The following is a 26454-nucleotide window of genomic DNA, read 5'->3' on the forward strand; positions in this document are numbered from 1 at the left end:
AACGAAGTCAATACACTCATCCATCTACTCAACGAGGGTCCATGAACTTCTTCCAAGCAATATTCCTGGGACTCGTGCAGGCGTTGACCGAATACCTTCCGGTCTCGTCGAGCGCGCACATCCGCATCATCGGCGACCTCATGCTCGGACAGGATCCGGGCGCGGCGTTCACGGCGATCATCCAGATCGGCACCGAGCTCGCCGTGCTGCTGTACTTCCGCCACGACATCTGGAACATCCTCAAGAACTGGTGCCTGTGCCTCGCCGGCAGGCAGGGCTCCGACTGGCGCCACCGCATGGGCGCGGGCAACAAGGACGCGCGCCTCGGCTGGTACATCATCATCGCCACGATCCCGATCGTCGTCGCCGGCCTGCTGTTCCAGGACGCGATCGAAAGCACGCTGCGCAACCTGTGGATCACCGCGGCGATGCTGCTTGTCTTCGGCGTCATCCTGTGGATCGTGGACGACCGCGCCCCGCAGGTCAAGACGATCGACGACATGACGACGAAGGACTCGGTCCTCTACGGCATCGGCCAGATGCTCGCGCTCATCCCGGGCGTCTCGCGTTCGGGCGGCACGATCACGTTCGGGCGCGCGATGGGCTACACGCGAGAGGCGGCCGTGCGCTGCGCGTTCCTGATGGCGATCCCGGCGGTGTTCGGCGCCGGCATCCTCGAGGCCGCCAAGGCGATCAACGGGGGAGCGGCGGCGGACCCGATGTTCCCGGGTTGGGGTGCGACGATCGCGGCGACCATCGTCGCCTTCGTCGTCGGCTACATCGTCATCATCGGCTTCCTCAAGTTCGTGTCGACGTTCTCCTACAAGGCGTTCGCGATCTACCGCATCGTGCTGGCCGTCGTCGTCGCCGTGCTGCTGCTCACCGGCGTGCTGCAGCCGCTCGAGGGCGCGGCGCTCGGCGGCAACGCCTGAGCCGTGCGGCCGTATATGGTTCGGGGCCCGTGCAAGGAATCCTTGCACGGGCCCCGAACCATATACGGCCGCCGGTCACGGCGCGCCGGAGATGAACATCAGATGAATTCGCGAACGTCCGCGCCGACGCTCACATCTGCTGGTCGCGCAGATAGGCCTCCGCCTCCTGCACGAGCTGTTCGACGGCGGGCGCGCCGGCCGTCGTGATGTCCTTCGCGCGCTGGCGCATGTCGGCATCATGTTCGAGCTGGTCCACGTACTGCGCGAGGTCGGCGTTGTTGCGCACCATGATGTCGCAGTGCGAGCGCCATTGGGCGGCCTTGTTCTCGAGGTCCTTCGCGTCGAGCCTGACGCCGATGACCTTCGAGAGCTCGTCGAGCAGTTGCAACGTGGCCTGGGGGCACGGGTCGGATCCGAGGTACTGCGGCAGCGACACCCAGATGGCCGTCGTCTCGTAGCCCTCCTCGATCGCGAGCGCGTCAAGCAGATGGGGGATTCCGATCGGGCCGCTGTATTCGCTGTCCGGATCCGTCTGCTCGCCGTCGACGCTCACGTCCATCGGCAGCGGACGCGTGTGCGGGCACTCGGCGAACATCGATCCGAGCGTGATGATGCTGTGCACGTCGTACTGCTGCGCGAAGTGCAGGCTCTCCTTGCAGTACTCCATCCAGTGGTAGTTCGGCTCGGGGCCGAGCTGGGCGAGGATGTGCAACGAATCGTCGATCGTGATGTCGTAGAACGCGGTCTGCGGCCACAGGATGCGCCGTGTGCCCTGGATGACGCACTGCATCGGGCGGGAGGTCTGATAGTCGTAGTAACCGTCGCGGCTGATGTGGCCGACCTCGAGCGCATGGAACTTGGAGACCAGATGGCGCACGACGTTCGTCGCGCTCTGACCGGCATCGTTCCAACCGTCGAACGCGGCGACCATGATGTATCTCGCTCTGGGTCTCTGTCCGTACATGACTTTTACTCTAGACCTCGATTTGTTCAGGAATCGTGAAGGTTAGCCCCGGGCTGACACCTCTCGGCGTACGGCGTATCGGGGTATTGGAAGCACAGTCTACGCCGGTCTCGCCGCCGTGTGCGGCTCCCGTTCCGCACTGTGGGCCGCATGTTCTTCCTGAACGTCGGGCCACGCGGCCGGGGAAGGGCGGCACGACGGGCGACACGCCGTGATGTTGCGAATCGCAGCGGCGTCGTTTAAAGTAGTCAATCGTGCTCAGGCAGCCCAAGCGCCGCCGGGAACACATGCGGACATAGCTTAGTTGGTAAAGCGCGACCTTGCCAAGGTCGAGACCGCGGGTTCGAGTCCCGTTGTCCGCTCTAAGGTCCGATGAGTCTGACGACCTTGTCGGTGGGTTAGCCAAGCGGTTAGGCAGCGGCCTGCAAAGCCGTATAGACGAGTTCGACTCTCGTACCCACCTCGCACGGATGAGCGATCATCCAAGCCGACCGGGCGGTTGGCGCAGTGGTAGCGCACTTCCCTGACACGGAAGGGGTCACAAGTTCGAATCTTGTATCGCCCACAAGCCGAGTGATCGGCATAATTGAAGAACGGGTGATTGGCGCAGCGGCTAGCGCACTTCCTTCACACGGAAGGGGTCGTAGGTTCGATTCCTACATCACCCACTCGCTTAGGCCTCCGACGGCATGTCGGAGGCCTTTCTGTTTCGGCGTGTCCGTTGAGATTGGTCGGCGTGTCGGGCGTGTCGCCCGAGTGCGCGTCCATGGGTGGTGCGTGCGTGGTTTCGGAAACCGGATATGCGATTTCGGGTACCGGTCGGGTACCAAGGTACCCGGGGATCGTTCCGGGTTGGACGTGCATCCCTGTGTTTCGGCGTGTCGCAGTGAGGTAGCTTTCTGCCGCATCGGAGAGGCGCACGACGAACACAAACACGAGTATGGAGGGATGTCGTTTCGGCGGTGTTCTGGAGAAGGGACGCACGGATGGGAGCGTGGCCTATCTGGCCCGTTACGCGAATCCCAAACGTCCGGGGAGCAGGGTGAGTGCCTGTTCGACACTCGCGCCCGCGCGAGGGCGTAACTTGACGACGAGCGAATCCGCGTCGACAAGTACCGGCGCGGTCTCGCCGACTGGACGACACCCAAGCGACAGGACAATGGACGCCCCCGCTCAAAAATGGCGTTCGGCGTCAGCCGCGCCGTCGCGGCTGATTCCCTCACTTTCCATGCTGCGAACAAACAAGCCGCTCACTTCCGGGGAAGAGCCAAAATGACCGGTTCCGCATACGCGGTGGGTGCCGGCACCTTCGTCAACCGGACGCGGGGTCTCTGTTATCGCATGTATTATGGACACGCCATCTCCAGTGCGGTAGTATGCACTGACGAGTAGGATTATCGCTACAGCGCAAACGATAACGCCCTACATAAAACAATGGATGGCCATAAAGAACAACATTGTCTCCCATGCATGAGCAAAATACTGCGTTGGAAGACATAGTGAGGAGGTGTCGGATATGTCCGAAAGCATGTCGAACACGCTGAAGAAACCCGCCGCGCCTACCGGTTATGGATTGGCACCCAAAGAGTACGGTGCGAGTCTGAGGAAATCGTTCGATCAGGAGTTCCTGCGGAGGGCGCGAGAAGAACATGAGCGCAGACAGCGACTACAGATGGCTCAACGTCAGTCCTGACTATTACCCCGAACTCAAAAGGTTCGAGTGCGCCCAACCTGTTTCCGCCGAGGCGTATCAAGCTGCCTTCAAACGATATGTCGACCAGGACGATGAAGTCGGTTTCGTCAGCCTGTTCGAATCGGAAAACGGTTGCATCTACTGGCGTTATGCGCTCGAGGTGCAGCGGTTCATTCAGGATGTGAATTACGATCTTGATTTTCGGTACCAGTGGGCTGATATATGCGTGGAGCGCATCCGGGACGCGCACCAAGTGGGGAGCATCTATGGATTCGTGTGCTTCGCACTTGATCTGGCGGAGAACGACTTCGATGAGGATCGAGGCTTCATCGCCTATATCGCCCGCTCCAACGCCGTCTCCCGATGCGGCGTTGGTAAGGTGCTGCTGAATCACGCCTGCCAAAAAATCCAGCGACAGTGCGAGGACAGGCCGAACCCATTGAGCATCATGGCGCGCATCCACCCGGAGAACACGCCCAGCGAAAACATGTTCGCGCGGCACGGGTTCGAGGACCTCGGGACGGATCCCGATGCCACTCGCTATCATCGATGGGTCTGGTTCAAGGACTGACCTCGTCGACGGTCGGCGAATGGATGGCCTGCATCCTAAGGTGCGGGGCCATCCATATCCAGCGCGATGTCGATCGTAGGAGCCGACCCGGGCGCGGACATGGCCATGCGGGCACATCTCCTTGTCGGGGCGAAACGCCCGGTGGGATTCGTTGTAGGAGTGGACGATTCTGCTGTGATGGACGATGCGGTCGATGACGGCAGAATCATCGAATTCCACGGACCAAGTCAACACATGATCCAGACCCTCATGTTCAACAACACCAATCAATAAGCACACCATCATGCCCATGACGAAAAACCAAAAAGCTAACTAAAAAAGCTAACTTGATAAAATGCGTTTCACACACCGCGTTTGGCGGCTTACATGTCACGCAACCGCTTGTATGCGACCTCTTCGGACTCGTGGCTCAACACCGTAATCTCCGATTCCTCGAAGTGTTGTAACAATCGCTAGAACTCGCCGAGCAGCAGTCAATGACATAAGTATCGCGGCTGATTTTTCCATATGGATTTTTTCATATTCGTCCTCCTTCCTTGTCCACGACTCAGCGCTGAATCGTTGGGCCGAAATATACGCCGCAGAGAACCCCAACGGTCCCGATTGCCGAATCAGCAGAATAATCAAAGGGTATTCGACCATACCGATGGACTCTGTTGCGACATACGTGCATGGATTGCCTAGCGAGATGTCATTCAATTATGAAAACAAAAACGGATTGCAATGTATGTAATTACATAATCTACAGCGTATTCACCATAATCATAGAGAGATAAAAACATAGAAAATATGACTTCGGCCCCACGCGCCTCGGTTCGCAGACACCCCGTCTTCCCGTCCGACGCGCCGCATGCCGTCACTATCGTTATATAGTGTACTGTACTGTTATATAGTGTTATACACTTGGTTGCGGCATACGCCGCAACCAACGACGACGGGAGGACGAAGGCATGATGGACATCGTCATCAACGCCGCCTCGATGACGCCGATCTACGAGCAGATCGTGGACCGCATCCGCGCGTTCATCAAAACAGGCGACCTCAGAGCGGGCGACGCGCTGCCCTCGGTGCGCGCCCTCGCGCGGCAATGCGCGATCTCGGCGCTCACCGCGAAAAAGGCGTACGACGTGCTCGAACAGGAGGGCCTCGTCGTCACCGTGCAGGGCAAGGGCACCTTCGTCGCCGAGGTCTCGCCGAACATCGTGGCCGAGGAACTCAACCGCCGGGTGGAGGAGGAATTCGCGCAGGCGATAGCCAAGGCGCGCAGGCTGCGGCTGGATGACGGGGAGATCATGGAACTCGTCACGATGCTGCTCGACGAGACGGACGACGAGGCGACGGACATGGAAGGGGAGACGCGATGAGCGACGACGCGATCACGCTGGACCATACGACGAAACGATACGCGGACTTCACGCTCGACGTGACGATGCGGGTGCCGAAGGATCGCATCACCGCGCTGGTGGGCGTCAACGGATCAGGCAAGACGACGACGTTCCGGATCATCCTCGGACTCGCCGAACCGGATGCCGGATCGGGCGCGCTGCTCGGCGCCGACGTCACCCGGCTGCGGAACGCCGTCAAACGACGCGTCGGCGCCGTGCTCGCCGACGCGGCCTTCGACGCCGTGTTCTCCGGCGACGACGTCATCAGGCAGCAGGCGGCCTTCTATCCCGACTTCGATGCGACGCTGTGCCGGAAGCTGCTCGAACGCTTCGAGCTGCCTGTGGACAAGCCGATGGGCGACTTCTCCACCGGCATGGCCGCGAAATTCAGGACGATCATCGCGATGTCGCATCGACCCGAGGTCCTCATCCTCGACGAGCCGACGGCCGGGCTCGACATCGTCGCGCGCGGCGAGCTGCTCGACCTGCTGCGCGCCTACATGGAGACGCCGGGACGCGCGATCCTCATCAGCTCGCACAATGCGAAGGACATCGAATCGCTGTGCGACGACTTCTACCTCATCGACCGCGGACATATCCGCCTGCACGAGACGATCGACCGTCTGCGCGACGACTATGCGACGCTCATCCTCACCGACGGGCAGGCGGCGGCGATGGACCGCTCGCATATCCTCGCGAGCGCGCGCATGCATGGCGCCGTCCATGCGCTCACCGACGAACGCCGCTACTACGAGGAGAACATGCCCGGCGTCCAGATCGCGCGAGGCGACATCGACGGGCTCATCACCGTCATGACGATGGCCGGGGAGTCGGAACACGCGCCGATGGATCAGGAGACCGACGAGACGATCAGGGAAAGGAACCGGTCATGAGAGGACTGCTGGCAAGGGATGTGATTGCGATGGGCAAAAACCGGGCGTTCCTGCTCGTGGCGTTGGCGCTGTGCGTGTTCTACACCGTCTCGGACATGTACGTCACGGGCGTGCTGCTTATGCCGATGCTGCTCGCCACGGTGTGCGGGAACATGATTCGCAACGATTTGAGCGCCCCGATACGGCGCATGTTGTTCTCGATGCCGTTCAGCAGAGAGCAGTACGTGGCGGAGAAGTACCTCGTCTCGATCGTACCGTCCTGCCTGCTCGCGTTCGTGCTGCAGGCGCTCAGCGCCGTAATCCATCGGCAGTCCGTCGCGCAGTCGGCGATGGTCGTCGCATGTGCGACGCTGCTCACTGTGCTGACTGTCTCGATCGAGATCCCGGTGAACATCATCTTCCGCGACCGCGCGCAGATCGCCCGCGTGTGCATCCTCGCGATCGTGTTCACGCTCGTCGTGCTCGCCGTGTCGCTCGACATGGGCGCCGACGGACTGCTCGCGACGATCGTCTCGACGCCGTCGTGGGCGTTGTACGGCATCGGCGCCGCACTGGGCGCGGCCGTGCTCGTCGTCTCCGCCATCGTGTCGCGGCATGCGCTGCGGTCGGCGCAGCTGTAGACGACCGGCGGCATCATCAACGGAATCGGGCGGCCTTGTCGTTCATCGACGAGGCCGCCCGATTCCGCGATTCTCTTGCACCTCTATATATATGCATATGCATGCGCGCGGCGTCTATTCCTGCGACGTTGACGCATCGGCGTCGCCGGTGCCCATGTCCACGTATTCGAGCGTGAGCACGCCGCCGTTCGCCTTCGCGTCGTCGGCGAGGCCCTGGAACAGCACCTGATAGCAGCCGGCGTCCTTGACGCCGTCGGTCATGCACTGCGCGTCGAGGCCGCTTGCCGTGGCGCGCACGCGGTAGCCTTCATGGGCGTCCGTGTTGACGGCGAGCACGAAGAGGTCGCCGTCCTTGCCCTCGTTCCATTGTCCGGACAGGTCCGCCGGGTCGGCGGGGAAGGACGTGGAGACGACGTAGTAGGCGCCGTCGAGCTTGACATCTGCGTACTGCAGGAACTCGAACTGCAGCAGCTCGCTCTGCCCCTGGACGCTTTCGGGGATGAGCGTCGTATGATGGTCGTCCTTGCCGCGAGTCGTCGGCATCGGCATATGCGGCCACGCTTCGGACGTGTCATGGAACATGACCATGTCGCCGTTGGAGGCGCGCCACGTCGTCGTCTCGAATTCGTCGGCCGTCAACGGCGTGCCCGCATCGGCGACGTGCTCGCTCCAGACGGCGTCCATCCGATCTGCGTCCCACGAGGCGGACGAACCGCATCCGGCGAGCGCGGAAGCCATGAGCGCCGCCGCGGCGAGCGCCGCCGTCTTCGTTGATCGTGTGGTCATCTGCACGTCCTTTCGTCGGTCGTCCTCGGGCGTATCGTTTTCCGCACCAAGTATATCGTCCGACTGCTGCCGGACCCCGCGGGTGAGGGTTCCTGCGCAAAGCCCCCACAGCCTCGTCACTCCTGCGCCGGTACGACCGCCTCCATCAGCAGGTCGGTCTGCCTGTCCTCGCCGAGCACGAAGTCGTGGGAGCCGATCCGCGTGAAGCCGAAACGCTCGTAGAACGCGATCGCCGGGTCGTTGTGCTCCCATACGCCGAGCCATATCCTCGTCTTGCCCTGCGCGCGCGCCATGTCGAAGGCGGCGCGCATGAGACCCGTCCCGAGCCCGTGGCGTTTGAACGCCTTGAGGAGGTACAGGCGCTGGACCTCCATATGGCCGTGGGTCATCTTCTCGGTCTGCGCGTCGCCGACGTTGACCTTCATGTAGCCGGCCGGCGCGCCGTCCACGGTGGCGACGAGGAACGTCGAGTCCGGATCGTCGATCTCCCGACGGATCACGTCGGGGGAGAGATGGTCGGCGACGTACTTGTCCATATCCTCCGGCGTGTTGAGCGCGGCGAAGGTCTGCGTGAACGTCTCGATGCTCAGATCCCTGATCGTGGCCACGTCGTCGCTTCTGGACAGCTCGATCATCGGCATGGATGCGTGCTCCTTTCGTTCGGTTTCGCTCCAGTGTAGAAACACGTGTTCGGTGATGGCCGAACGCGCGCATATATGCATGACACGCCGGTTTGGCATGGACGACGATATCCGGTAGAGTAACGACTCGTGCTTGTGCGATGCATGCCGCGCCGTGCACATGCGGACATAGCTTAGTTGGTAAAGCGCGACCTTGCCAAGGTCGAGACCGCGGGTTCGAGTCCCGTTGTCCGCTCTCACCATCATCATCGCGAATTCCCCGATATGCCAGGGGAGTTCCTCATCGGAGGTCAACGGACACTTGCGGATCTGAATGCAGTGAATGAATCAGTCGGCCAGCCACGTCCCGCGTGCTGCCGTGTTCTGCTGCATCCGTCGGCGATGACATCCGTCATCCCGTCGCCCATACCTACGCAGCGCGGTCTCGTTCACTGTTCGTTTTCCCATATTCGCAGCACGCCATATCGGCAAAGGAACCGACCATGGCCACGACACTCGATCTGCATGACATCTCCTATATCTATGACGGCGCGCAGGAGCCTCTGTTCGACGGCGTGAACATGACGCTGCCGCAGGGCTGGACGGCATTGCTCGGTGACAACGGCTGCGGCAAGACGACGCTCGCGAAGATCGTCTGCGGCGCGCTGACGCCGACGCATGGCGCCGTCAATCCGTCGCCGTCCACGCTCGTCGTCGCCTACTGCGAGCAGGAATGCGCACACGAGCCGGCGAATCTCGACGAGCTGCGCGACGACTGGTCGCCCGAGGCGATCGCGTTGCGCGACGCGCTCGGCATCGGCGACGACTGGCCCTACCGCTTCGCGACGCTTTCGGGCGGCGAACGCAAACGCCTGCAGGTGGCGTGTGCATTGCACGGCTCGCCGGACCTGCTCGTGCTCGACGAACCGACGAACCATGTGGACGCGGACACCCGCGACGCGATCGCCGCGGCGATGCGCGCGTACCGCGGCGTCGGCGTGCTCGTCTCGCACGACGTCGAACTCATCGACGCCACCTGCATGCAATGCCTGATGTTCACGCGACGGCACAGCGACAGGCATAACCGCACCGTGATCGAACGCTACGCCGGCGGCTACACGAAGGCGCGGCGGACGCACGAGCTGCGCCGCGCCGAGGCCGCCGACGAACTCAAGGCGGCGCAGCGCAAAAGGCAGGCGCTCGAAGGGTCGCGCGCCGCGCGCCGCGCGATGATGGACGCCGCGGCGGCCCGCAAGCACGGCGGCCATCTGATCGACCGCCACGACCACGACGCGCGCAACACGCACAAATGGAACGAGAAGCAGGCGGACAAGGCGAGCGCCGCCGCCTACCGTGCGCTCGGCAGCCGTCTGGAGACGGCGCGGCGCGAAGCCGCGTCGATCGAGACGGACGCGAAGCGCTACGACGGCGACATCCTGCTGGACATCACGCCGTCGGCACGCCGGGAGCCGGCGCATGTCGAGGCCGGCGTCCTGCGTTTCGACGATGCGACGGCGCACGACGGCTGCCTCGCCGTGTCCGAACTGGATGTCGACGGCGTGCGATGGCATGCGCGGGCGATCTCGGACGCGGATACAGATGCGGCAGCGCAGGGCGTCCGCGGGATCCGCGTGCCGCGGCTGAGCGTCGGACCGCGCGACCACATCGGTGTCGACGGCGCCAACGGCACCGGCAAGTCGACGGTCGTGCGCGCGCTGCTCGGATCGGTCGACGACGCGTTGCCGACGCTGTATGTCGGGCAGATCCCGGACGCCGACGCCCATGCGCGGCTGCTCGCGCGCCTGCATGCGCTCGATGCGGGCGACAAGGCGCATGTGCTGTCGATGCTCGCGCAGCTCAACGACGACCCCGACCGGCTGCTGCGCGGCGAGGAGCCGAGCCCTGGGCGGACGCAGAAGCTCGCGCTGTGCCTCGGGCTGCTGTCGGGGCCGCAGCTCATCGTGCTCGACGAGCCGACGAACCATCTCGATCTGCATGCCAAGCGGGCGCTGGCTCGGTTCCTGCGCGGCTATCCGGGCGCGCTCGTCGTCGTCAGCCATGAGCGGTGGTTCCTCGACGAGGCCTGCGGCGCCGACAAGTGAGGCGACGGACGGTATCATGGCGGGGGAATACGACGGCAGGAGACGACGATGACGCTGACCTATCACTACTGTTCGCTCGAGACGGCGTGCGCGATCGTGCAGAACGCGTCGCTGCGGCTGTGCGACGTCACGAAGTCCAACGATTCGGCGGAGATCACGTACGGGTACGCGGCTGCCATGGACAGCCTCAGACGCGCCGGGCTCGTCCGCGGCGCGGGCGGTGATCTGCATTTCGCCGACGGCTGGGACGGGCTGCTGCGCCCCGACTACCGCGCGCTGCTGCGCGAGGCGCTCAGCGAGCATCTGCTGCCGCCGAACCGGCTATGCTACGCGGCATGCCTTTCCCGCAAACCCGACCGGCTCAGCCAGTGGCGCGCCTACGGCGACGACGGCCGCGGCGTGGCGCTCGGCTTCGACCTGTCCGATTTCGCAAAGGCCGAGCCCTCGTTCACGGTCGGCGGCGACGACGGCCGTCCGCTGGAGACGCACATGATGACGATGTACCGGCCCATCGTCTACGGACATGAGCGCGCCGCCGTGTATTTCGACGCCCTCGCCTCGCGCGTCGCGAACGACGTGCGCGAGCTGCGCGAGGCGGCGGAGCGCGACGGTGACGCCGTCCGCGGGCGTCTGCTCGACGCGACGCTCGAGTTCGTCGCGTCCACCGCGTTCTGCAAGAAGCGTTTCTTCCGGGAGGAGTGCGAATGGCGGCTCGCCGTATGGGGTCCCAACGCGAGGACCCCCGGATTCGGCGAACTGCAGGCCGCATTGGCGTCCGCGCTGCCGCGGCGCTTCCCGGACGTCGTCACCCATGCGCGTTTCCTGATGCTGGCGCGCGGCGAGCGCCTCGTGCCGGCGCTCGATCTGGGGCTGGATCTGCGCCGCACGCTGCGTCACGTCGTCACTGGCCCATGCTGCGCGGCGAGCGATCAGGACATCCTCATGCTGCTGCGCACGGCGGGCGTGTCCGAGGCCACGGTCGACCGTTCCCGCGGCACCTACCGGTGACGCCGCGGGACGCCGGCGCCCGCACTTTGGGACAAGCGGGTCGTTGTCTGCGCTGAACCCTAGGTTATGTACCTGTAACCAACAGTCCAGGTCTGCACCTTGTACCGCGGACCCAGATAGACAAGGACGAAACCCATGGCACAGAACACCATCTCCATCACGGTCAACGGCGAGGCGAAGGAGGTGGATGCGGGCCAGACGGGCGTCGAGCTGTTCGCCGACGACAAGAACATCATCGCCGTGCGCCTCAACGGCGAACCACGCGACCTCTACACGCCGCTCAAGGACGGCGACGCCGTCGAGCCGATCGCGCTCGACTCCGAGGACGGCATCGCGATCATGCGCCATTCGGCGACTCACGTCATGGCGCAGGCGGTGCAGGAGATCCGCCCGGACGCCAAGCTCGGCATCGGGCCGGTCATCGAGAACGGCTTCTACTACGACTTCGACGTGGCCGAGCCGTTCACGCCGGACGACCTCAAGACGATCGAGAAGCACATGCAGCGCATCATCAAATCCGCGCAGCGCTTCTCCCGCCGCGTCGTCACCGAGCAGGAGGCGCTCAAGGAGGAGGCCGACCAGCCGTACAAGCTCGAGCTCATCAAGGACAAGGAGGACGCGCTCGACACCGAGGCGGCCGTCGAGATCAGCGACAAAGAGCTGAGCATGTACGACAACGTCGACCGCGACGGCAACGTCGTATGGACCGACCTGTGCCGCGGACCGCACCTGCCGAACACGCGCTTCATCAAGGCGTTCAAGCTCGAGCGCGCGGCCGCCGCCTACTGGAAGGGCTCCGAGGCCAACCCGATGCTGCAGCGCATCTACGGCGTGGCGTTCCCGACGAAGGACGAGCTCAAGGCCTACCAGACACGCATGGAGGAGGCCGCCAAGCGCGACCACCGCAAGCTCGGCCAGGAGATGGACCTGTTCTCGTTCCCGGAGGAGATCGGACCTGGCCTGGCCGTGTTCCACCCCAAGGGAGCCGCCGTCATCAACGCGATGGAGGACTACTCGCGCGAGATGCACCGCAAGCACCACTACAGCTTCGTGCAGACCCCGCACATCACGAAGGGCGGCCTATACGAGACGTCCGGCCATCTGCAGTGGTACAAGGACGGCATGTACCCGCCGATGCACCTCGACGAGGAGAAGGACGAGGACGGCAACATCGTCAAGCAGGGCTTCGACTACTACCTCAAGCCGATGAACTGCCCGATGCACAACCTCATCTTCAAGTCGCGCCAGCGTTCCTACCGCGAGCTGCCGCTGCGCCTCTTCGAGTTCGGCACCGTCTACCGCTACGAGAAGTCCGGCGTCGTGCACGGCCTGACGCGAGTGCGCGGCCTGACGCAGGACGATTCGCACATCTACTGCACGCGCGAGCAGATGCGCGACGAGCTCAAGAGCCTGCTGACCTTCGTCCTCGACCTGCTCAAGGACTACGGCCTCAACGACTTCTACCTCGAACTGTCCACGAAGGACGAGCACAAGTTCGTCGGTTCCGACGAGATCTGGGAGGAGGCGACGAACACGCTCGCCGAGGTGGCCGAGGAATCCGGTCTCGAACTCGTCGCCGATCCGGGCGGCGCCGCGTTCTACGGGCCGAAGATCTCGGTGCAGGCGCGTGACGCGATCGGCCGCACATGGCAGGTCTCGACGATCCAGCTCGACTTCAACCTGCCGGAGCGCTTCCAGCTCGAGTACATCGCGCCGGACGGCACGCATCAGCGCCCGGTGATGATCCACCGCGCGCTCTTCGGCTCGATCGAGCGCTTCTTCGCGATCCTGCTCGAGCACTACGCGGGCGCGTTCCCGGTGTGGATCGCGCCGGTGCAGGCGCTCGGCGTGCCGGTCGCCGACGAGTTCGCGCCGCATCTGCAGCGGTTCATGGACTCCCTCGAGGAGGACATGGTGCGCGTGGAGACCGACCTGTCCGACGACCGCTTCGGCAAGAAGATCCGCAACGCCTCGAAGTCGAAGGTGCCGTTCATCATCATCGCCGGCGAGGAGGATATGAACAACGACGCGGTGAGCTTCCGCTTCCGCGACGGCAGCCAGCTCAACGGCGTGCCGGTGGACCAGGCGAAGGCGTGGATCCTCGAGGTCATCGCCAAGCGCGTCCAGGTCAACAGCGCGGACGACTTCCGCAGGGCGACCGGGCAGCCGGCCGAGGACGTCGAGTTCAGCGTCTCGGACACCGACGCCGAATAGTCCGTCGGCGAAGGCCGGGCGCGGATGATCTCCGCGCCCGGCCTTCCCGCGTCCGTGGGCGGACGGCCGGCTCCCGACGAGCCGCTTATCGGCGTCCTTTTCTATGCTTCATGTACGGAAGGCTCCAACGGGGAGCCGCACGAACACACCGGGGAACGACACATCATGCTGGAAAAGCTTCGACCATGGTTCAAGCGCCTCATCAACCCCATCGCGAGGGGTATGGTGCGGATCGGCCTGACCGCCAACGCCGTCACCGTCATCGGCGCCGTCGGCACGATCGTCGCGGGCATCGCCACCGGCATCACCGGCTGGCTGTTCTGGGGCGCCCTCGTGATGACGCTGCTCGTCATCTTCGATTCGCTCGACGGCTCGGTCGCGCAGCTGACGAACGGCGGCACGCATTTCGGCGCCTTCCTCGATTCGACGCTCGACCGCGTCGCCGACTGGGCCGTGCTGCTCGGCGTCATCATCTACTTCCTTATGCGCAGCAACGCGATGCTGCTCGCCGACGGCCGCTACGACGTCGTCGCGCTCGTCGGCATGGGCGCCGCGATCTACGCGATCATGACGTCCTTCGTCACCTCGTACATCCGAGCGCGCGCCGAATCGGTGGGCGCCGATGCGAAAGGCGGCATCGCCACGCGCTCCGACCGGCTGACGATCATCCTCGTCGGCATGGCGATCAGCGGCCTGACGCATCAGGACATCTGGCTCATGGCGACGATGTGCATCCTCGCGGCGCTCGGCACCATCACGGTCGGCCAGCGCATCCACGAGGCCCGCGTATCGATCGAAGCCGAATTCGACGATGCGGACAAAGGCTGAGGATCCGCATGGTCAATGTGATGGCATGGCTCGCGAACCACCCGCGCGTGCTGCCCGAACGCGTCGTGCGCGGGGCGTTCCTCGCCGCCGCCGACGTCGCGTGGCTGCTGCGCGTCGGGTCGGTGCGCCAGCTCGAACGCAATCTGCGGCATGTGCTCGCATGGTCAGCGGCCGAGGGTGCCGAGGACAACGGCTCCTCCCACGTCGGCTCCCGGACGCTACGCAGGCTCTCGCGCAAGGGCATGCGCTCCTATTTCACCTATTTCTCCGAGGCGCTCACCGTCGGGGCGAGCGACCGTTCGCGCCTGCTGGCCCGCATCCGCGGCGACGGCGACGGGCTCGATTCGATCATCGCGCTCACGGCGCCGGACGGGCAAGCCTCCTCGGCGCCGATCGCGATGGGCCATCAGGGCAACTGGGACTACGACGGCTTCTGGGCGCAGTTCGGCGTGGCGCCGGTGACGACCGTGGCCGAGCGGCTCGCCGACCCGGACATGCTCGACGCCTTCGTCTCGATCCGCGAGCGCCTCGGCATGCGCATCCTGTTGACCGGCACGCCGCATCTGACCGAGCGGCTGGAGGAGGCGCTCAGGCAGCCGTCCGTCCTCGTGCCGTTGCTCGCCGACCGCGACCTGAGCCGGCACGGCGAGTTCGTCGAGGCCTTCGGCTCGACGATCCGCGTCGCGAGGGGACCGGCGACGCTCGCCTACGACACCGGTCTGCCGCTGTACGTCGTCAACACGTACCGGGAGCGGCTTTCCGGCGAGCGACGCCGGGCCGCGGGCACGCCGTACGGCTATGTGTGCGAGATCAGCGGCCCGCTGGACATCGACGCCTACCGAGGGCTCGAGCGCGAGGATGCGATCCATGCGATCAGTCAGGCGTGGGTCGACGTCTGGGCGCGGGGCATCGCCGCGCATCCCGAGGACTGGCACATGCTGCAGCCGATCTTCCTCGAGGACCTCGATCTGGACAGGCTCAAGGACGTGCCCGAGTCGCTGCTCGCGTCGGCGCGCGTCGGGGACTGACCGCCCGAAGTCCATTCGGTCGGCGACAATGCTCTGTATGTCTTCGCAGGAACCAGCCTCCACCGATGTGCGCCCGGACGAACGCCCGCTGCGCGTGGGCATCGTCTGCCCGTATTCGTTCGAGACGCCGGGCGGCGTGCAGAACCATATCCGCGACTTCTCCGAGGCGCTCATGCGCCGCGGGCATTCCGTGTCGGTCTTCGCGCCCGGCCGGCGCACGAAGGACATGCCGCTGTGGGTGCAGACGAACGGCTCGTCGTTCGCGATCCCCTACAACGGCTCGTGGGCGCATCTGAGCTATTTCCTCGCCGCCGGCCTGCAGACGAGGCGCTGGGTGCGCCAAGGCCAGTTCGACATCGTGCATCTGCATGAGCCGGAGGCGCCGTCGGTGAGCCACAAGCCGCTCGTCATGCGCGGCGCGCCGCCGATGGTGGCCACGTTCCACGCGAGCATCGAACCGTATCCGAAGGCGCTGCACCTGTTCCAGCGGTATCTGCATTCGTATCTGGAGCCGTTGAACGAGGCGATCTTCGTCTCGCCGGCGGCGCAGCGCACCGCCGACCACTATCTGCCCGCTTCGATCAGCCGCCATGTCATCCCCAACGGCATCGACCGCGCCTCCTATCTGCGCGCACGCCCGGACAGGCGTTGGCAGGGTACGCCCGGACATCCTACGATCGGCTTCCTCGGCCGTCTCGAGGAGGATCGCAAGGGGTTCCCGGTCTTCGTCGACGCGGCGGCACTGGTGCTCGAACGCCATCCGGGGGCGAGATTCCTCGTCGTCGGGGACGGCGGCGCCGAGGCGGCGAAGGCCATCGCCGAGCGCGACGGGGGAGAGGCGCTGCTCGAACGCTTCGAGTTCCTCGGCCGTGTGGACGACGACGCCAAGGCGCGTTTCTACAAGTCCTTGGACGTCTATGTGGCGCCGCAGACCGGCGGCGAGAGCTTCGGCATCGTCCTCGCCGAGGCGATGGCGGCGTCCTGTCCGATCGTGGCCTCCGACCTGCCGGCCTTCGTGGACGTGACCGAGCGGGGACGCGACGCCGCGCTGTTCGCCAACCGGGACGCCGCCGATTGCGCCGAACGCATATGCGATCTGCTCGCCGACCCGGCACGCCGGGCGCGTCTCGGGAGGGCCGGGCTGAAGCGCTCCGGGGACTTCGACTGGGAGCGCGTCGTCGACGAGGTGCTCGCCGTATACCGCAGCGCCTTGGCCGGCAGGCGCGGCGCCTTGTCGTAGAAGCGCATTAGAATCAACACGTTTCGTAATATCCATCACCTGTCTAGGAGCATTATGTCAGGGCATTCCAAGTGGGCCACCACCAAGCACAAGAAGGCCGCCATCGACGCCAAGCGCGGCAAGCTGTTCGCCAAGCTCATCAAGAACATCGAAATCGCCGCCCGCCAGGGCGGTGGCGATCCCGACGGCAACCCCTCGCTCTATGACGCCATCTACAAGGCCAAGAAGGCCTCGATGCCGGCGGACAACATCAAGCGCGCCGTCAAGCGCGGCTCCGGAGAGGAGGCCGGCGGCGCCAACTACGAGGACATCGTCTACGAGGGCTACGCCCCGGCGGGTGTGGGCCTGATCATCGAATGCCTCACCGACAACCGCAATCGCGCGGCCGCCGAGGTGCGTTCGACGCTCGGCAAGGGCGGCGGCTCGCTCGCGACGACCGGCTCGGTGAGCTTCAACTTCGAGCGCAAGGGCGCGATCGTCGTCCCGTCCGAGGGCGTCGACTTCGACGACCTGTTCGAGAAGGCCGCAGAGGCGGGTGCCGAGGACGTCACCGACGACGGCGAATCCTACACTGTCGTCACCGACCCGTCCGACCTGACCGCCGTGCGCCAGGCGCTGCAGGACGCGGGCATCGACTACGATTCCGCGGACCTCGTCATGATGCCGAAGAACGAGGTCGAGCTCTCGCTCGACGACGCCCGCAAGGTCGCCCGTCTCATCGACAACCTCGACGACCTCGACGACGTGCAGAACATCTACAGCAACTGGACCGCCTCGGACGAGGTCATGGCACAGCTCGACGAGGAGTAATCCCCGTTGATCATCCTTGGAGTCGACCCCGGACTGACACGGTGCGGAGTCGGTGTGATCGAAGCCGGCGCACCCCGCCGGCTTTCGTTTATCCACGTCGACGTCGTCCGCTCCGACCCCCATCTGTCGCAGGACCTGCGTCTGCTGACGATCTACGACGGCATCGCCGCCAAGCTCGACGAGTTCATCCCGGACACCGTCTCGATCGAGCGTGTGTTCGCGCAGGAGAACCGCAACACTGTCCTCGGCACCGCGCAGGCAGCCGGCGTGGCGATGCTCGCCGCCGCCCAGCGCGGCATCCCGGTCGCGCTGCACACGCCCACCGAGTCGAAGCTCGCCATCACCGGCAACGGCAAGGCGCAGAAGGTCCAGATGGAGCGCATGGTCGCCCGGCTGCTCAACCTCAACGCACCGCCGACGCCCGCCGACGCCGCCGACGCCCTCGCGATCGCGATCTGCCATGCGCTGCGGCCGGCCGGCGCGCTCGAAGGCGGCGAACGCGAGCAGCATCTGACGAAGGCGCAGCGCCAGTGGGCGCAGGCGGCCCAGCACGCCTCGCGCCGCGGCGGCGTCCGCAGAGGCATGTAGACTACCGAACATCTGTTCGAAGACCAACGAAAGGCGGCCATCGCATGATCGGCATGCTCAACGGCGTCGTCGCCCACATCGACGCGACGACGGCGCTCATCGACGTCCACGGCGTGGGGTTCGAGGTGCGGATGCCGAGCGCCGATCTGGCCTCGCTGCATGTCGGATCGGCGGCGACCGTTCAGACGTCGATGAGCGTGGCGCAGGACGCGATCACCTTGTTCGGCTTCCTCACCGCCGGGGAGCGCCGCATGTTCCTGCAGCTGCAGAAGGTCAGCGGCATCGGTCCGAAGGTCGCGCTGTCGCTGCTGTCCACGCTGCCGAGCGACCAGCTCGTGCAGGCGATCCGCGACGAGGATGCGGGCGCCCTCGCGAAGGCACCGGGGCTGGGCAGGAAGGGCGCGCAGAAGATCATCCTCGAGCTCAAGGGGTCGATCGACCTGTCCGCGGCGCCGACGAAGGACGAGGGTACGGCACGGCGCATGCCGCAGGACGCCGGGGCCGACCGCGTCGTCGAGGGGCTCATGTCCCTCGGATGGAAGCAGCAGGAGGCGCAGCAGTCCGTCGAAGCCGTCATCAGGGACCACGGCTTCGCGACGCCCCTGCCCGACGAGGCCGTGTCCGACGTGCTCAGGCTCGCGTTGGCGTCGATGGACCGGGGAAGGTGAGGCGACCTCATGGCGCATGATGATTTCGACGTCTTCAGCGCGGACAACAGCAACGCGAACGAGGAGTCGCTGCGCATGGTGTCCGCGAACGCCGTGGGCAACGAACCGGTGAGCGACGAGGAGCTGCGGCCGCACATCCTCGAGGGCTTCATCGGCCAGCCACGGCTCAAGGCGCAGCTGCAGCTGTTCCTCGACGCGGCGCGCAAGCGCGACGTGCCGCCGGACCACATCCTGCTCGCCGGTCCTCCCGGACTCGGCAAGACGACGCTGGCGATGATCGTGGCGAATGAGCTCGGCGTGCCGATCCGCGTCACCTCGGGCCCGGCGATCCAGCATGCCGGCGACCTCGCGTCCATCCTCAGCTCGCTCGATGCGGGCGAGGTGCTGTTCATCGACGAGATCCACCGCCTGCCTCGCGCCGCCGAGGAGCTGCTGTACATCGCGATGGAGGACTTCCGCGTCGACGTCATGGTCGGCAAGGGGCCTGGCGCCTCGTCGATCCCGCTGACGCTGCCGCGTTTCACCGTCATCGGCGCCACGACGCGTGAGGGCATGCTGCCGTCGCCGCTGCGCGCGCGCTTCGGATTCACCGCACATCTCGACTTCTACCCGACCGAGGAGCTCGAGAAGCTCATCGAACGTTCGGCGAAGGTGCTCGGCCTCGAACTCGGCGAAGGCGCCGCGCACCAGCTCGCGCGCCGTTCGCGCGGCACGCCGCGCATCGCGAACCGCCTGCTGCGCCGCGTGCGCGACTGGGCGATCGTGCACGATCTGCCTATCGTCGAGCCCGATGACGTCAAGGAGGCGCTGGCGCTCTACCAGATCGACACCGAAGGCCTTGACCGCCTCGACATCGCCGTGCTCGACGCGATCATCCGCAACTTCAACGGCGGTCCGGTCGGTCTCAACAACCTCTCGGCGATGGTCGGGGAGGAGGCGGAGACCGTCGAGACGGTGTGCGAGCCGTACCTCGTGCGTGAGGGTTTCATGATGCGCACCCCCAAGGGCCGCGTCGCCACGGCCAAGGCGTGGGGGCATCTGGGCCTGACGCCGCCGCAGGAGACGGGCGGCGATGTCAGCAAGCTGTTCTAGACTGAACCATCCGTAACACCGTTTCCAACCGATCCCACGGTCGTCCCGTTTCCCAAGGAGCCCTCTCATGAGCATGGATTACATCTTCCTCATCGTTCTTCTCGTCGCCATGATCCTGATGATGGTGTTCCAGACGAGAAAAGCGAAGAAGCAGCAGGCGGAGCGCCAGAGCTTCTGGAAGAACCTGGACGCCGGCACCGAGGTCATCACGATCGGCGGCGTCATCGGCAAGGTCGTCGAGGTCGACGAGGAATACGACGAGATCGTCATCGACTCCGAGGGCAGCATCCTGCGGTTCTCCTCGAAGGCCATCAGCCGCGAGTACATCCGTCCCGCCTACGTCTCCGATGACGACGTGGACGAAAACGGCAATCCGCTCGTCAAGGACGACGAGAACGACGCCGACGGCCCCAAGGAGATCACGACCGAGGTGAGCGAACGCGCGACGGACGGCGACGGCGACGAGGTCGACGTCGAGGAGACGACGACGAAGAACACGAAGTCGCCGTACGACGAGGACTGACGAACGACCGCCGACACAGGGGAGGACCGCCGACCATGACTTCCACGGACATCACGCTCACCGACCCGGCATCGATGGACAAGGAGGATGCCGACTATCTCATCTCGCTCGTACGCGCGATCCCGGGCTTCCCCAAGGAGGGCATCCTGTTCCGCGACATCATGCCGGTCCTCGCCGACGCGCGCGGCCTGTCCATCCTGATGGACGCGCTCGTCTCGAACCTGTCGATCGCGAACGACGAATTCGATGCCGTCGCCGGACTCGAGGCGCGCGGCTTCCTCTTCGGACCGGCCCTCGCCGAGCGGCTCGGCAAGGGATTCATCGCCGTGCGCAAGGCCGGCAAGCTGCCGCCGCCCACCGTGAGCGAAAGCTACGCGCTCGAATACGGCGAGGCCACGATCGAGATCGAGCGCAACGCGATCCGCGAAGGTGAACGCGTCCTCATCGTCGACGATCTGATCGCCACCGGCGGATCGGCCTCGGCTGCCCGCGATTTGGTCATATCGTGCGGCGGTGTCGTCGCCGGCTTTAGTTTTATCATGGAGCTTTCGGGTCTTGACGGCGTCAAGGCGCTCGGCGACTACCCGACGAGCTCCCTGCTGATGATGCCCGCCTGAGCATCGCCGCACGCCACCCGGCCCATTTCAAGAGGAATCCATGGATCTATACGAATACCAAGCACGTCAGCTGCTTGACGAACAAGGCATCGACACACCGCGCGCGATCTTCGTCCAGCGCGTCGAGGACGTCCCGCAGGCTGCCGAGACGATCGGATACCCTGTCGTCGTCAAGGCGCAGGTCAAGATCGGGCACCGCGGCCAGGCCGGCGGCGTCAAGATCGCCCGCGACCGCGACGAGGCCGTGCGGGCCGCCGAGCAGATTCTGCCGATGACGATCCACGGGCACAGGGTGCACGGCGTGCTCATCGCCGAGGCCGAATCCATACTGCATGAATACTACGTGTCGATCTCCGTGGACCGTTCCTCGCGCGATTTCGACGTGCTCGCGACCGCCAACGGCGGCACCGAGGTCGAGCAGATCGCCAAGGAGCATCCCGAGTCGGTCAAGCGCCTGCACATCAGCGCGCTCGAGGACTTCGACCGGCGCGCCGCGACCGCGATGGCGGCGAGCATCGGCTTCTACCACGCCGACGTCGACCAGGCCGCCGACATTCTGCTCAAGATGTGGAAATGCTTCCACGACAACGACGCGACGCTCGTCGAGATCAACCCGCTCGCCAAGGTCGGCGATCCGGACGACGAGTCCACGAAGCGCCTGTGCGCGCTTGACGCGAAGATCTCGCTCGACGGCAACGCCGCGTTCCGTCACGATGGCTGGACGCGCTTCGACGATCGCGCGACGGAGGACCCCTATGAGCGCAAGGCGGCCGAACACGGCCTGCACTACGTGCACCTCGACGGACAGGTCGGCGTCATCGGCAACGGCGCCGGTCTCGTCATGAGCTCCCTCGACGCCGTCTCCTTCGCCGGGCGCGAGCAGGGGACCGGCGTCCAGCCGGCGAACTTCCTCGACATCGGCGGGGGAGCCTCGGCCGATACGATGTGCCAGAGCCTTGAGATCGTATTGTCCGACCCGCAGGTCGAATCGGTGCTCATCAACGTGTACGGCGGCATCACCTCCTGCGAGCAGGTGGCCCTCGGCATCATCGAGGCCATCGAACGGCTCAACGTCACGAAGCCGATGGTCGTGCGCTTCGACGGCAACGCGGCTGCCGAGGGGCTGACGATCCTCGCCGACGCGGACATCCCGAACATCCATGTGGCGGCCACGATGGAGACGGCCGCGTCCGAAGCGGCCCGTCTCGCCGCACAGGCGAAGGAGGAGACCAAATGACCGTCTTCATCGAGGATGACGCCCCGGTCATCGTTCAGGGCATGACCGGACATCAGGGCATGACGCACACGGCGCGCATGCTCAAGGCGGGTACGAACATCGTCGGCGGCGTCAACCCGCGCAAGGCCGGGACGTCGATCGTCTTCGAGGACGCTTCGGGCGCGGACGTCGACGTACCGGTGTTCGCCACATGCGCCGAGGCGAAGGCCTCGACCGGCGCGAAGGCGAGCGTCGTCTTCGTGCCGCCGAGGTTCGCGAAGGACGCCGTCGTCGAGGCGGTCGAAGCCGGCTTCGAGGTCGTCGTCGTCATCACCGAGGGCATCCCGGTCGCCGACAGCGCCTACTTCGTCGAACTCGCGCTGCGCCGGGGAGTGCGCATCGTCGGCCCGAACTGCCCGGGCCTGATGACGTTGCCGTCGAGCGCGGACACCCACGGCGTCAACCTCGGCATCATCCCCGACGGCATCGTCGCCCGCGGCCCGCTCGGCCTCGTCTCGAAATCGGGCACGCTCACCTACCAACTCATGGGCGAGCTGTCCGACATCGGCTTCACAGCCTGCCTCGGAGCCGGAGGCGACCCGATCGTCGGCACGACGCTGCAGGAGGCGCTCGAGGCCTTCGAGGCCGATCCGGACACGAAGGCCGTCATGATGATCGGCGAGATCGGCGGCAGCGCCGAGCAGGACGCCGCACGTTGGGCGAGCGAGCACATGACGAAGCCCGTCGTCGCCTATATCGCCGGCTTCACGGCCCCCGAAGGCAAGCAGATGGGGCATGCCGGCGCCATCGTCTCAGGCGGCAAAGGCACCGCCCAGGACAAGCAGGAGGCGCTCGAGGCCGTCGGCATCCGCGTCGGCAGGACCCCGGCGCAGGCCGCGCAGTACATGCGAGAGGCGTTGGCAGCGCTCGGATGAACAGAAAGCTGATGCCGTGGTTGCGAGGCGTCGCCGCGTCGTGCGTGGCGATGCTCGTCTACGCCGTGCCGCTCGGCTTCCTGATGGCGCTCGTCCTCCTCGTCGCCGCGATGGAGGAGGGCGGCGACACGATGTCGGCGTTCACGGTGCCGCTGACGCAGGCCGTCGTGCTGCTGTCCCAAGGCGTCGGCTTCCATACATCCTCGATCGTCGTCACCGTCGTCCCGCTGCTGCTCGCCTTCCTGCTCGTCGCGCTCATCCGCTCCGTCTTCCGCAGGATGGGCACCGACCCCCGCGGCTACGTCGCCGGCCTGGCCACATGGCTTGTGCTCGACCGCCTGCTGGAGAACAACCTGACCGTCGCGCTCAACGACCCGACCTTCCTCGTCCTGTGCAAGGGTGCGCTCGTCTTCACGCTCGGCTTCGCGTGGGCCTTCGTCCGTGACAGGGAGCGCCTCGAGCCGTTGCGCGGCTATCTGCGCGCGCACCTTTCCGCGCCGATCCGTCATGTCATCGCCGTCGGCGTGAGGCTCGGACTGCTCATCGTCGCCATCGTGCTGCTGTGCGGACTCGGCACCGTCATCGCCTGGATCGTGCTCGGCCACCACGCCGTCGGCGCCGCCTTCGACATGATGCATGTGCAGGCCGGCTCGCGCGCCCTCATGTGCGTCATGGCGGTCGCGTGGCTGCCCAACCTCATGCTGTGGGCCGTATCCTGGCTGTTCGGCGCCGGGTTCTCGATCGGCGACCTTGCGACGTTCACGCTCACCGAGGGCTCGGCCGCGCATCTGCCGGCCCTTCCGCTCTTCCGTCTGTTCCCGCAGCCGGTCGCCGATCCGACGATCCGCCTGTGCGTGACGCTCATCCCGATCGTCGTCGGATTCACGCTCGGCCTGCTCGTGCTCATCGCCAAACGCGGCTTCGGGTTGAGGCCCTCGCAGGCGAAGGCCTCCGACGCACGCGACCTCCTGTTCGCCTACGCCTATCCGGTGGGCGCGTTCTGCATCACGTCCGCCGTCGTCTCGCTGATGTGCACGCTGCTGTACGCGCTGTCCGACGGCGCGCTCGGCACGAAACACCTCGCGTCCGTCGGCGTCGACGTCCGCCATGCCACCAACGCCACGGCGCGGCCGTGCGCGTCGGGTCTGTTCCTGGCCTGGGGCACGATGCTGCTCCTGACCGCCATCGTCCTCGCCGTCCGCACGCTCATCGCGCGCCGCGGCGCCACGGAGTCCGGCTCCGGCGCCCCGGCCAAGGCGCGCAGCGTCTCCTCGCAGCAGGAGGACGGGGACGCACCCACAGAGAAGAAGCCGTTCACCGCACGAGTGGTGAACTCAACCCCGCAACAAAAGGAGAAGCAAGGTGACGACAACGAACCGACCGCTACGACGGGCATTGGTATCGGTCTTCCATAAGGACGGCATCGAAGTCCTCGCCAAGGCGTTCATTGACGCCGGAACGCAGGTGGTGTCCACCGGCTCCACCGCGAGCAGGCTCGCCGAGCTCGGCGTGGACGTCACGGAGGTGTCCCAGGTCACCGGTTTCCCGGAATGCCTCGACGGCCGCGTCAAGACCCTCGACCCGCATATCCACGCCGGCATCCTCGCCGACATGACGAACGAGGACCACGCCCGCCAGCTCGAGGAGTTCGGCATCCGGCCCTTCGACCTTGTCATCGTCAACCTCTATCCCTTCGCCGACACGGTGCGTTCCGGCGCCGGCGAGGCCGACGTCATCGAGAAGATCGACATCGGCGGCCCCTCGATGGTGCGCGGCGCGGCGAAGAACAGCGCGACCGTCGCGATCGTCACCGACCCGGCGGACTACGCGCTCGTCGCCGAACGCATCGAGGACGGCACCGGCTTCTCGCTCGAGGAGCGTCGCTGGCTCGCCGGCAAGGCCTTCGCACACACCGCCGCCTATGACGCCACGATCGGCGAATGGACGGCCGCCCACTGGCCGAAGCCCGACTCGATCCGGAACGCCGCCGCGGACGCCGACCCCGTCGAGGAGGCCAAGCTCGCCAAGTTCCCGGCGACCTTCACGCGCACCTGGAACCGCGCGCATGTGCTGCGCTACGGCGAGAATCCGCATCAGGACGCCGCGCTCTACGTCGATCCGCTCAACATGCGCGGCTTCGCCGACGCCGAGCAGCTCGGCGGCAAGCCGATGAGCTACAACAACTACGTGGACGCCGACGCCGCATGGCGCGCCGTGTGGGACTTCGCCCCGCAGATCGCCGTCGCCGTCGTCAAGCACAACAACCCCTGCGGACTGGCCGTCGGCGAGACCGTGGCCGAGGCGCACAGGAAGGCGCACAGCTGCGACCCGATGAGCGCCTACGGCGGCGTCATCGCGACGAACGCGACCGTCACGCTGGAGATGGCCGAGGGCGTGCGTCCGATCTTCACCGAGGTCATCGTCGCCCCCGACTACGAGCCCGAGGCGCTGGCGCTGCTGCAGGCGAAGAAGAAGAACCTGCGCATCCTCAAGGTCGGCGAGCCGCCGAAGGCGAAGCGGCAGTTCCGTCAGATCGACGGCGGCCTGCTCGTGCAGTCCACCGATCTCATCGATGCCCCGGGCGACGCCCCGGATGCCTGGAAGCTCGTCGCCGGCGAGCCCGCCGACGCCGCGACGCTCAAGGACCTCGAGTTCGCATGGCGCGCGGTGCGCTGCGTCAAGTCGAACGCGATCCTCATCGCCGACGACATGGCGACGGTCGGCATCGGCATGGGGCAGGTCAACCGCGTCGATTCGGCGAACCTCGCAGTCGAACGCGCGAACACGCTCGACGACGGCCGCAATCGCACGCAGGGCGCCGTCGCGGCCTCCGACGCGTTCTTCCCCTTCGCCGACGGCGCGCAGATCCTCATCGACGCCGGCGTCAAGGCGATCGTGCAGCCCGGCGGCTCGATCCGCGATGAGGAGGTGTTCGAGGCGGCGCGCAACGCGAACGTGACGATGTACGTCACCGGCACGCGCCACTTCTTCCACTGATCCCATACCGGCGCAACCGTCTCAGCGCATATGACGGGCGGGGCCGCGTCACGGGAGATTCCCGTGACGCGGCCCCGCCCGTCTGCATCGGCGCGTCCAAAGGACCACGTCGGGGGGATCCCCG

24 protein-coding genes and 5 tRNA genes are annotated in these 26454 nt (G+C 65.7%); 26 read left to right on the forward strand and 3 right to left on the reverse strand.

Annotated features, from left to right (window positions below; translation table 11 throughout):
* Nucleotides 1–41: 41 nt before the first annotated feature.
* Complete coding sequence (locus tag B1400_RS06525) at nt 42–932, forward strand: undecaprenyl-diphosphate phosphatase (protein ID WP_095613615.1); 891 nt, start codon at nt 42–44, stop codon at nt 930–932.
* 130 nt (nt 933–1062) lie between these two features.
* Here B1400_RS06525 and B1400_RS06530 read toward each other — a convergent pair whose 3' ends face one another.
* A complete protein-coding gene (locus B1400_RS06530) occupies nt 1063–1863 on the reverse strand; it encodes a PAC2 family protein (RefSeq protein ID WP_095613616.1) in 801 nt (266 codons plus the stop codon).
* A 322-nt stretch (nt 1864–2185) separates the two neighbouring features.
* On the opposite strand from B1400_RS06530, the gene B1400_RS06535 reads away from it, so the two are divergent.
* The 8 genes from B1400_RS06535 (at nt 2186) to B1400_RS06580 (ending at nt 7058) form a co-directional block, all read left to right on the forward strand.
* Nucleotides 2186–2258 (forward strand) — tRNA-Gly (locus tag B1400_RS06535).
* A gap of 30 nt (nt 2259–2288) precedes the next feature.
* Nucleotides 2289–2359: transfer RNA gene (locus B1400_RS06540), tRNA-Cys, on the forward strand.
* Between the two features lie 30 nt (nt 2360–2389).
* Nucleotides 2390–2461: transfer RNA gene (locus tag B1400_RS06545), tRNA-Val, on the forward strand.
* 30 nt (nt 2462–2491) lie between these two features.
* Nucleotides 2492–2564, forward strand: a tRNA-Val gene (locus B1400_RS06550).
* A gap of 981 nt (nt 2565–3545) precedes the next feature.
* A complete protein-coding gene (locus B1400_RS06560; RefSeq protein WP_095613617.1) occupies nt 3546–4160 on the forward strand; it encodes a GNAT family N-acetyltransferase in 615 nt (204 codons plus the stop codon).
* Nucleotides 4161–5110: 950 nt separating this feature from the next.
* A complete protein-coding gene (locus B1400_RS06570) occupies nt 5111–5524 on the forward strand; it encodes a GntR family transcriptional regulator (protein ID WP_235607368.1) in 414 nt (137 codons plus the stop codon).
* Nucleotides 5521–6438: an ABC transporter ATP-binding protein gene (locus B1400_RS06575; protein ID WP_095613619.1), complete on the forward strand. Its 918-nt coding sequence runs from the start codon at nt 5521–5523 to the stop codon at nt 6436–6438. Before B1400_RS06570 ends, B1400_RS06575 begins: the two co-directional genes overlap by 4 nt.
* The gene (locus B1400_RS06580; RefSeq protein ID WP_095613620.1) at nt 6435–7058 is read left to right on the forward strand and encodes an ABC-2 transporter permease; all 624 of its coding nucleotides are present in this window, start codon (nt 6435–6437) and stop codon (nt 7056–7058) included. Before B1400_RS06575 ends, B1400_RS06580 begins: the two co-directional genes overlap by 4 nt.
* A gap of 114 nt (nt 7059–7172) precedes the next feature.
* Here the strand turns inward: B1400_RS06580 and B1400_RS06585 are convergent, their stop codons facing one another.
* Nucleotides 7173–7844: a hypothetical protein gene (locus B1400_RS06585; RefSeq protein WP_095613621.1), complete on the reverse strand. Its 672-nt coding sequence runs from the start codon at nt 7842–7844 to the stop codon at nt 7173–7175.
* Between the two features lie 116 nt (nt 7845–7960).
* A complete protein-coding gene (locus B1400_RS06590) occupies nt 7961–8485 on the reverse strand; it encodes a GNAT family N-acetyltransferase (RefSeq protein WP_157909655.1) in 525 nt (174 codons plus the stop codon).
* A 162-nt stretch (nt 8486–8647) separates the two neighbouring features.
* Between B1400_RS06590 and B1400_RS06595 the strand changes: the two genes are divergently transcribed.
* From B1400_RS06595 to purH, 17 genes are all read left to right on the forward strand, one after another.
* Nucleotides 8648–8720: transfer RNA gene (locus B1400_RS06595), tRNA-Gly, on the forward strand.
* A gap of 247 nt (nt 8721–8967) precedes the next feature.
* Nucleotides 8968–10566, forward strand: a complete 1599-nt coding sequence (locus B1400_RS06600; RefSeq protein WP_095613623.1) for an ATP-binding cassette domain-containing protein — start codon at nt 8968–8970, stop codon at nt 10564–10566.
* Nucleotides 10567–10614: 48 nt separating this feature from the next.
* Nucleotides 10615–11574, forward strand: coding sequence for a DUF2971 domain-containing protein (locus B1400_RS06605; protein ID WP_095613624.1), 960 nt, complete (start codon nt 10615–10617; stop codon nt 11572–11574).
* A 135-nt stretch (nt 11575–11709) separates the two neighbouring features.
* A complete protein-coding gene (gene thrS, locus B1400_RS06610; protein WP_095613625.1) occupies nt 11710–13788 on the forward strand; it encodes a threonine--tRNA ligase in 2079 nt (692 codons plus the stop codon).
* A gap of 165 nt (nt 13789–13953) precedes the next feature.
* Complete coding sequence (pgsA, locus tag B1400_RS06615; protein WP_095613626.1) at nt 13954–14616, forward strand: phosphatidylinositol phosphate synthase; 663 nt, start codon at nt 13954–13956, stop codon at nt 14614–14616.
* A gap of 8 nt (nt 14617–14624) precedes the next feature.
* A complete protein-coding gene (locus tag B1400_RS06620; protein ID WP_095613627.1) occupies nt 14625–15644 on the forward strand; it encodes a phosphatidylinositol mannoside acyltransferase in 1020 nt (339 codons plus the stop codon).
* A 37-nt stretch (nt 15645–15681) separates the two neighbouring features.
* Nucleotides 15682–16884 (forward strand): glycosyltransferase family 4 protein, encoded by a 1203-nt coding sequence (locus B1400_RS06625; RefSeq protein ID WP_235607369.1) that lies wholly within the window; start codon nt 15682–15684, stop codon nt 16882–16884.
* A gap of 54 nt (nt 16885–16938) precedes the next feature.
* Entirely contained in the window at nt 16939–17694 is a 756-nt protein-coding gene (locus B1400_RS06630) for a YebC/PmpR family DNA-binding transcriptional regulator (protein ID WP_095613629.1), read from the forward strand.
* Between the two features lie 6 nt (nt 17695–17700).
* Nucleotides 17701–18282, forward strand: coding sequence for a crossover junction endodeoxyribonuclease RuvC (gene ruvC / locus B1400_RS06635; RefSeq protein ID WP_095613630.1), 582 nt, complete (start codon nt 17701–17703; stop codon nt 18280–18282).
* 44 nt (nt 18283–18326) lie between these two features.
* The gene (gene ruvA / locus B1400_RS06640) at nt 18327–18950 is read left to right on the forward strand and encodes a Holliday junction branch migration protein RuvA (RefSeq protein ID WP_095613631.1); all 624 of its coding nucleotides are present in this window, start codon (nt 18327–18329) and stop codon (nt 18948–18950) included.
* 9 nt (nt 18951–18959) lie between these two features.
* Complete coding sequence (gene ruvB, locus B1400_RS06645; protein WP_095613632.1) at nt 18960–20042, forward strand: Holliday junction branch migration DNA helicase RuvB; 1083 nt, start codon at nt 18960–18962, stop codon at nt 20040–20042.
* 73 nt (nt 20043–20115) lie between these two features.
* Nucleotides 20116–20565, forward strand: a complete 450-nt coding sequence (gene yajC, locus B1400_RS06650; RefSeq protein WP_095613717.1) for a preprotein translocase subunit YajC — start codon at nt 20116–20118, stop codon at nt 20563–20565.
* A 35-nt stretch (nt 20566–20600) separates the two neighbouring features.
* Nucleotides 20601–21182, forward strand: coding sequence for an adenine phosphoribosyltransferase (locus tag B1400_RS06655; RefSeq protein WP_095613633.1), 582 nt, complete (start codon nt 20601–20603; stop codon nt 21180–21182).
* Between the two features lie 40 nt (nt 21183–21222).
* Nucleotides 21223–22419: an ADP-forming succinate--CoA ligase subunit beta gene (gene sucC, locus B1400_RS06660; RefSeq protein WP_095613634.1), complete on the forward strand. Its 1197-nt coding sequence runs from the start codon at nt 21223–21225 to the stop codon at nt 22417–22419.
* The gene (gene sucD, locus B1400_RS06665) at nt 22416–23333 is read left to right on the forward strand and encodes a succinate--CoA ligase subunit alpha (protein WP_095613635.1); all 918 of its coding nucleotides are present in this window, start codon (nt 22416–22418) and stop codon (nt 23331–23333) included. Before sucC ends, sucD begins: the two co-directional genes overlap by 4 nt.
* Nucleotides 23330–24748: a cell division protein PerM gene (locus B1400_RS06670; RefSeq protein ID WP_162288191.1), complete on the forward strand. Its 1419-nt coding sequence runs from the start codon at nt 23330–23332 to the stop codon at nt 24746–24748. The genes sucD and B1400_RS06670 overlap by 4 nt, the downstream gene beginning before the upstream one ends.
* Nucleotides 24696–26330, forward strand: a complete 1635-nt coding sequence (gene purH, locus B1400_RS06675) for a bifunctional phosphoribosylaminoimidazolecarboxamide formyltransferase/IMP cyclohydrolase (protein WP_095613637.1) — start codon at nt 24696–24698, stop codon at nt 26328–26330. Before B1400_RS06670 ends, purH begins: the two co-directional genes overlap by 53 nt.
* Nucleotides 26331–26454: the final 124 nt, after the last annotated feature.

This window comes from Bifidobacterium italicum, from assembly GCF_002286915.1.
GTDB classification, from domain to species: domain Bacteria; phylum Actinomycetota; class Actinomycetes; order Actinomycetales; family Bifidobacteriaceae; genus Bifidobacterium; species Bifidobacterium italicum.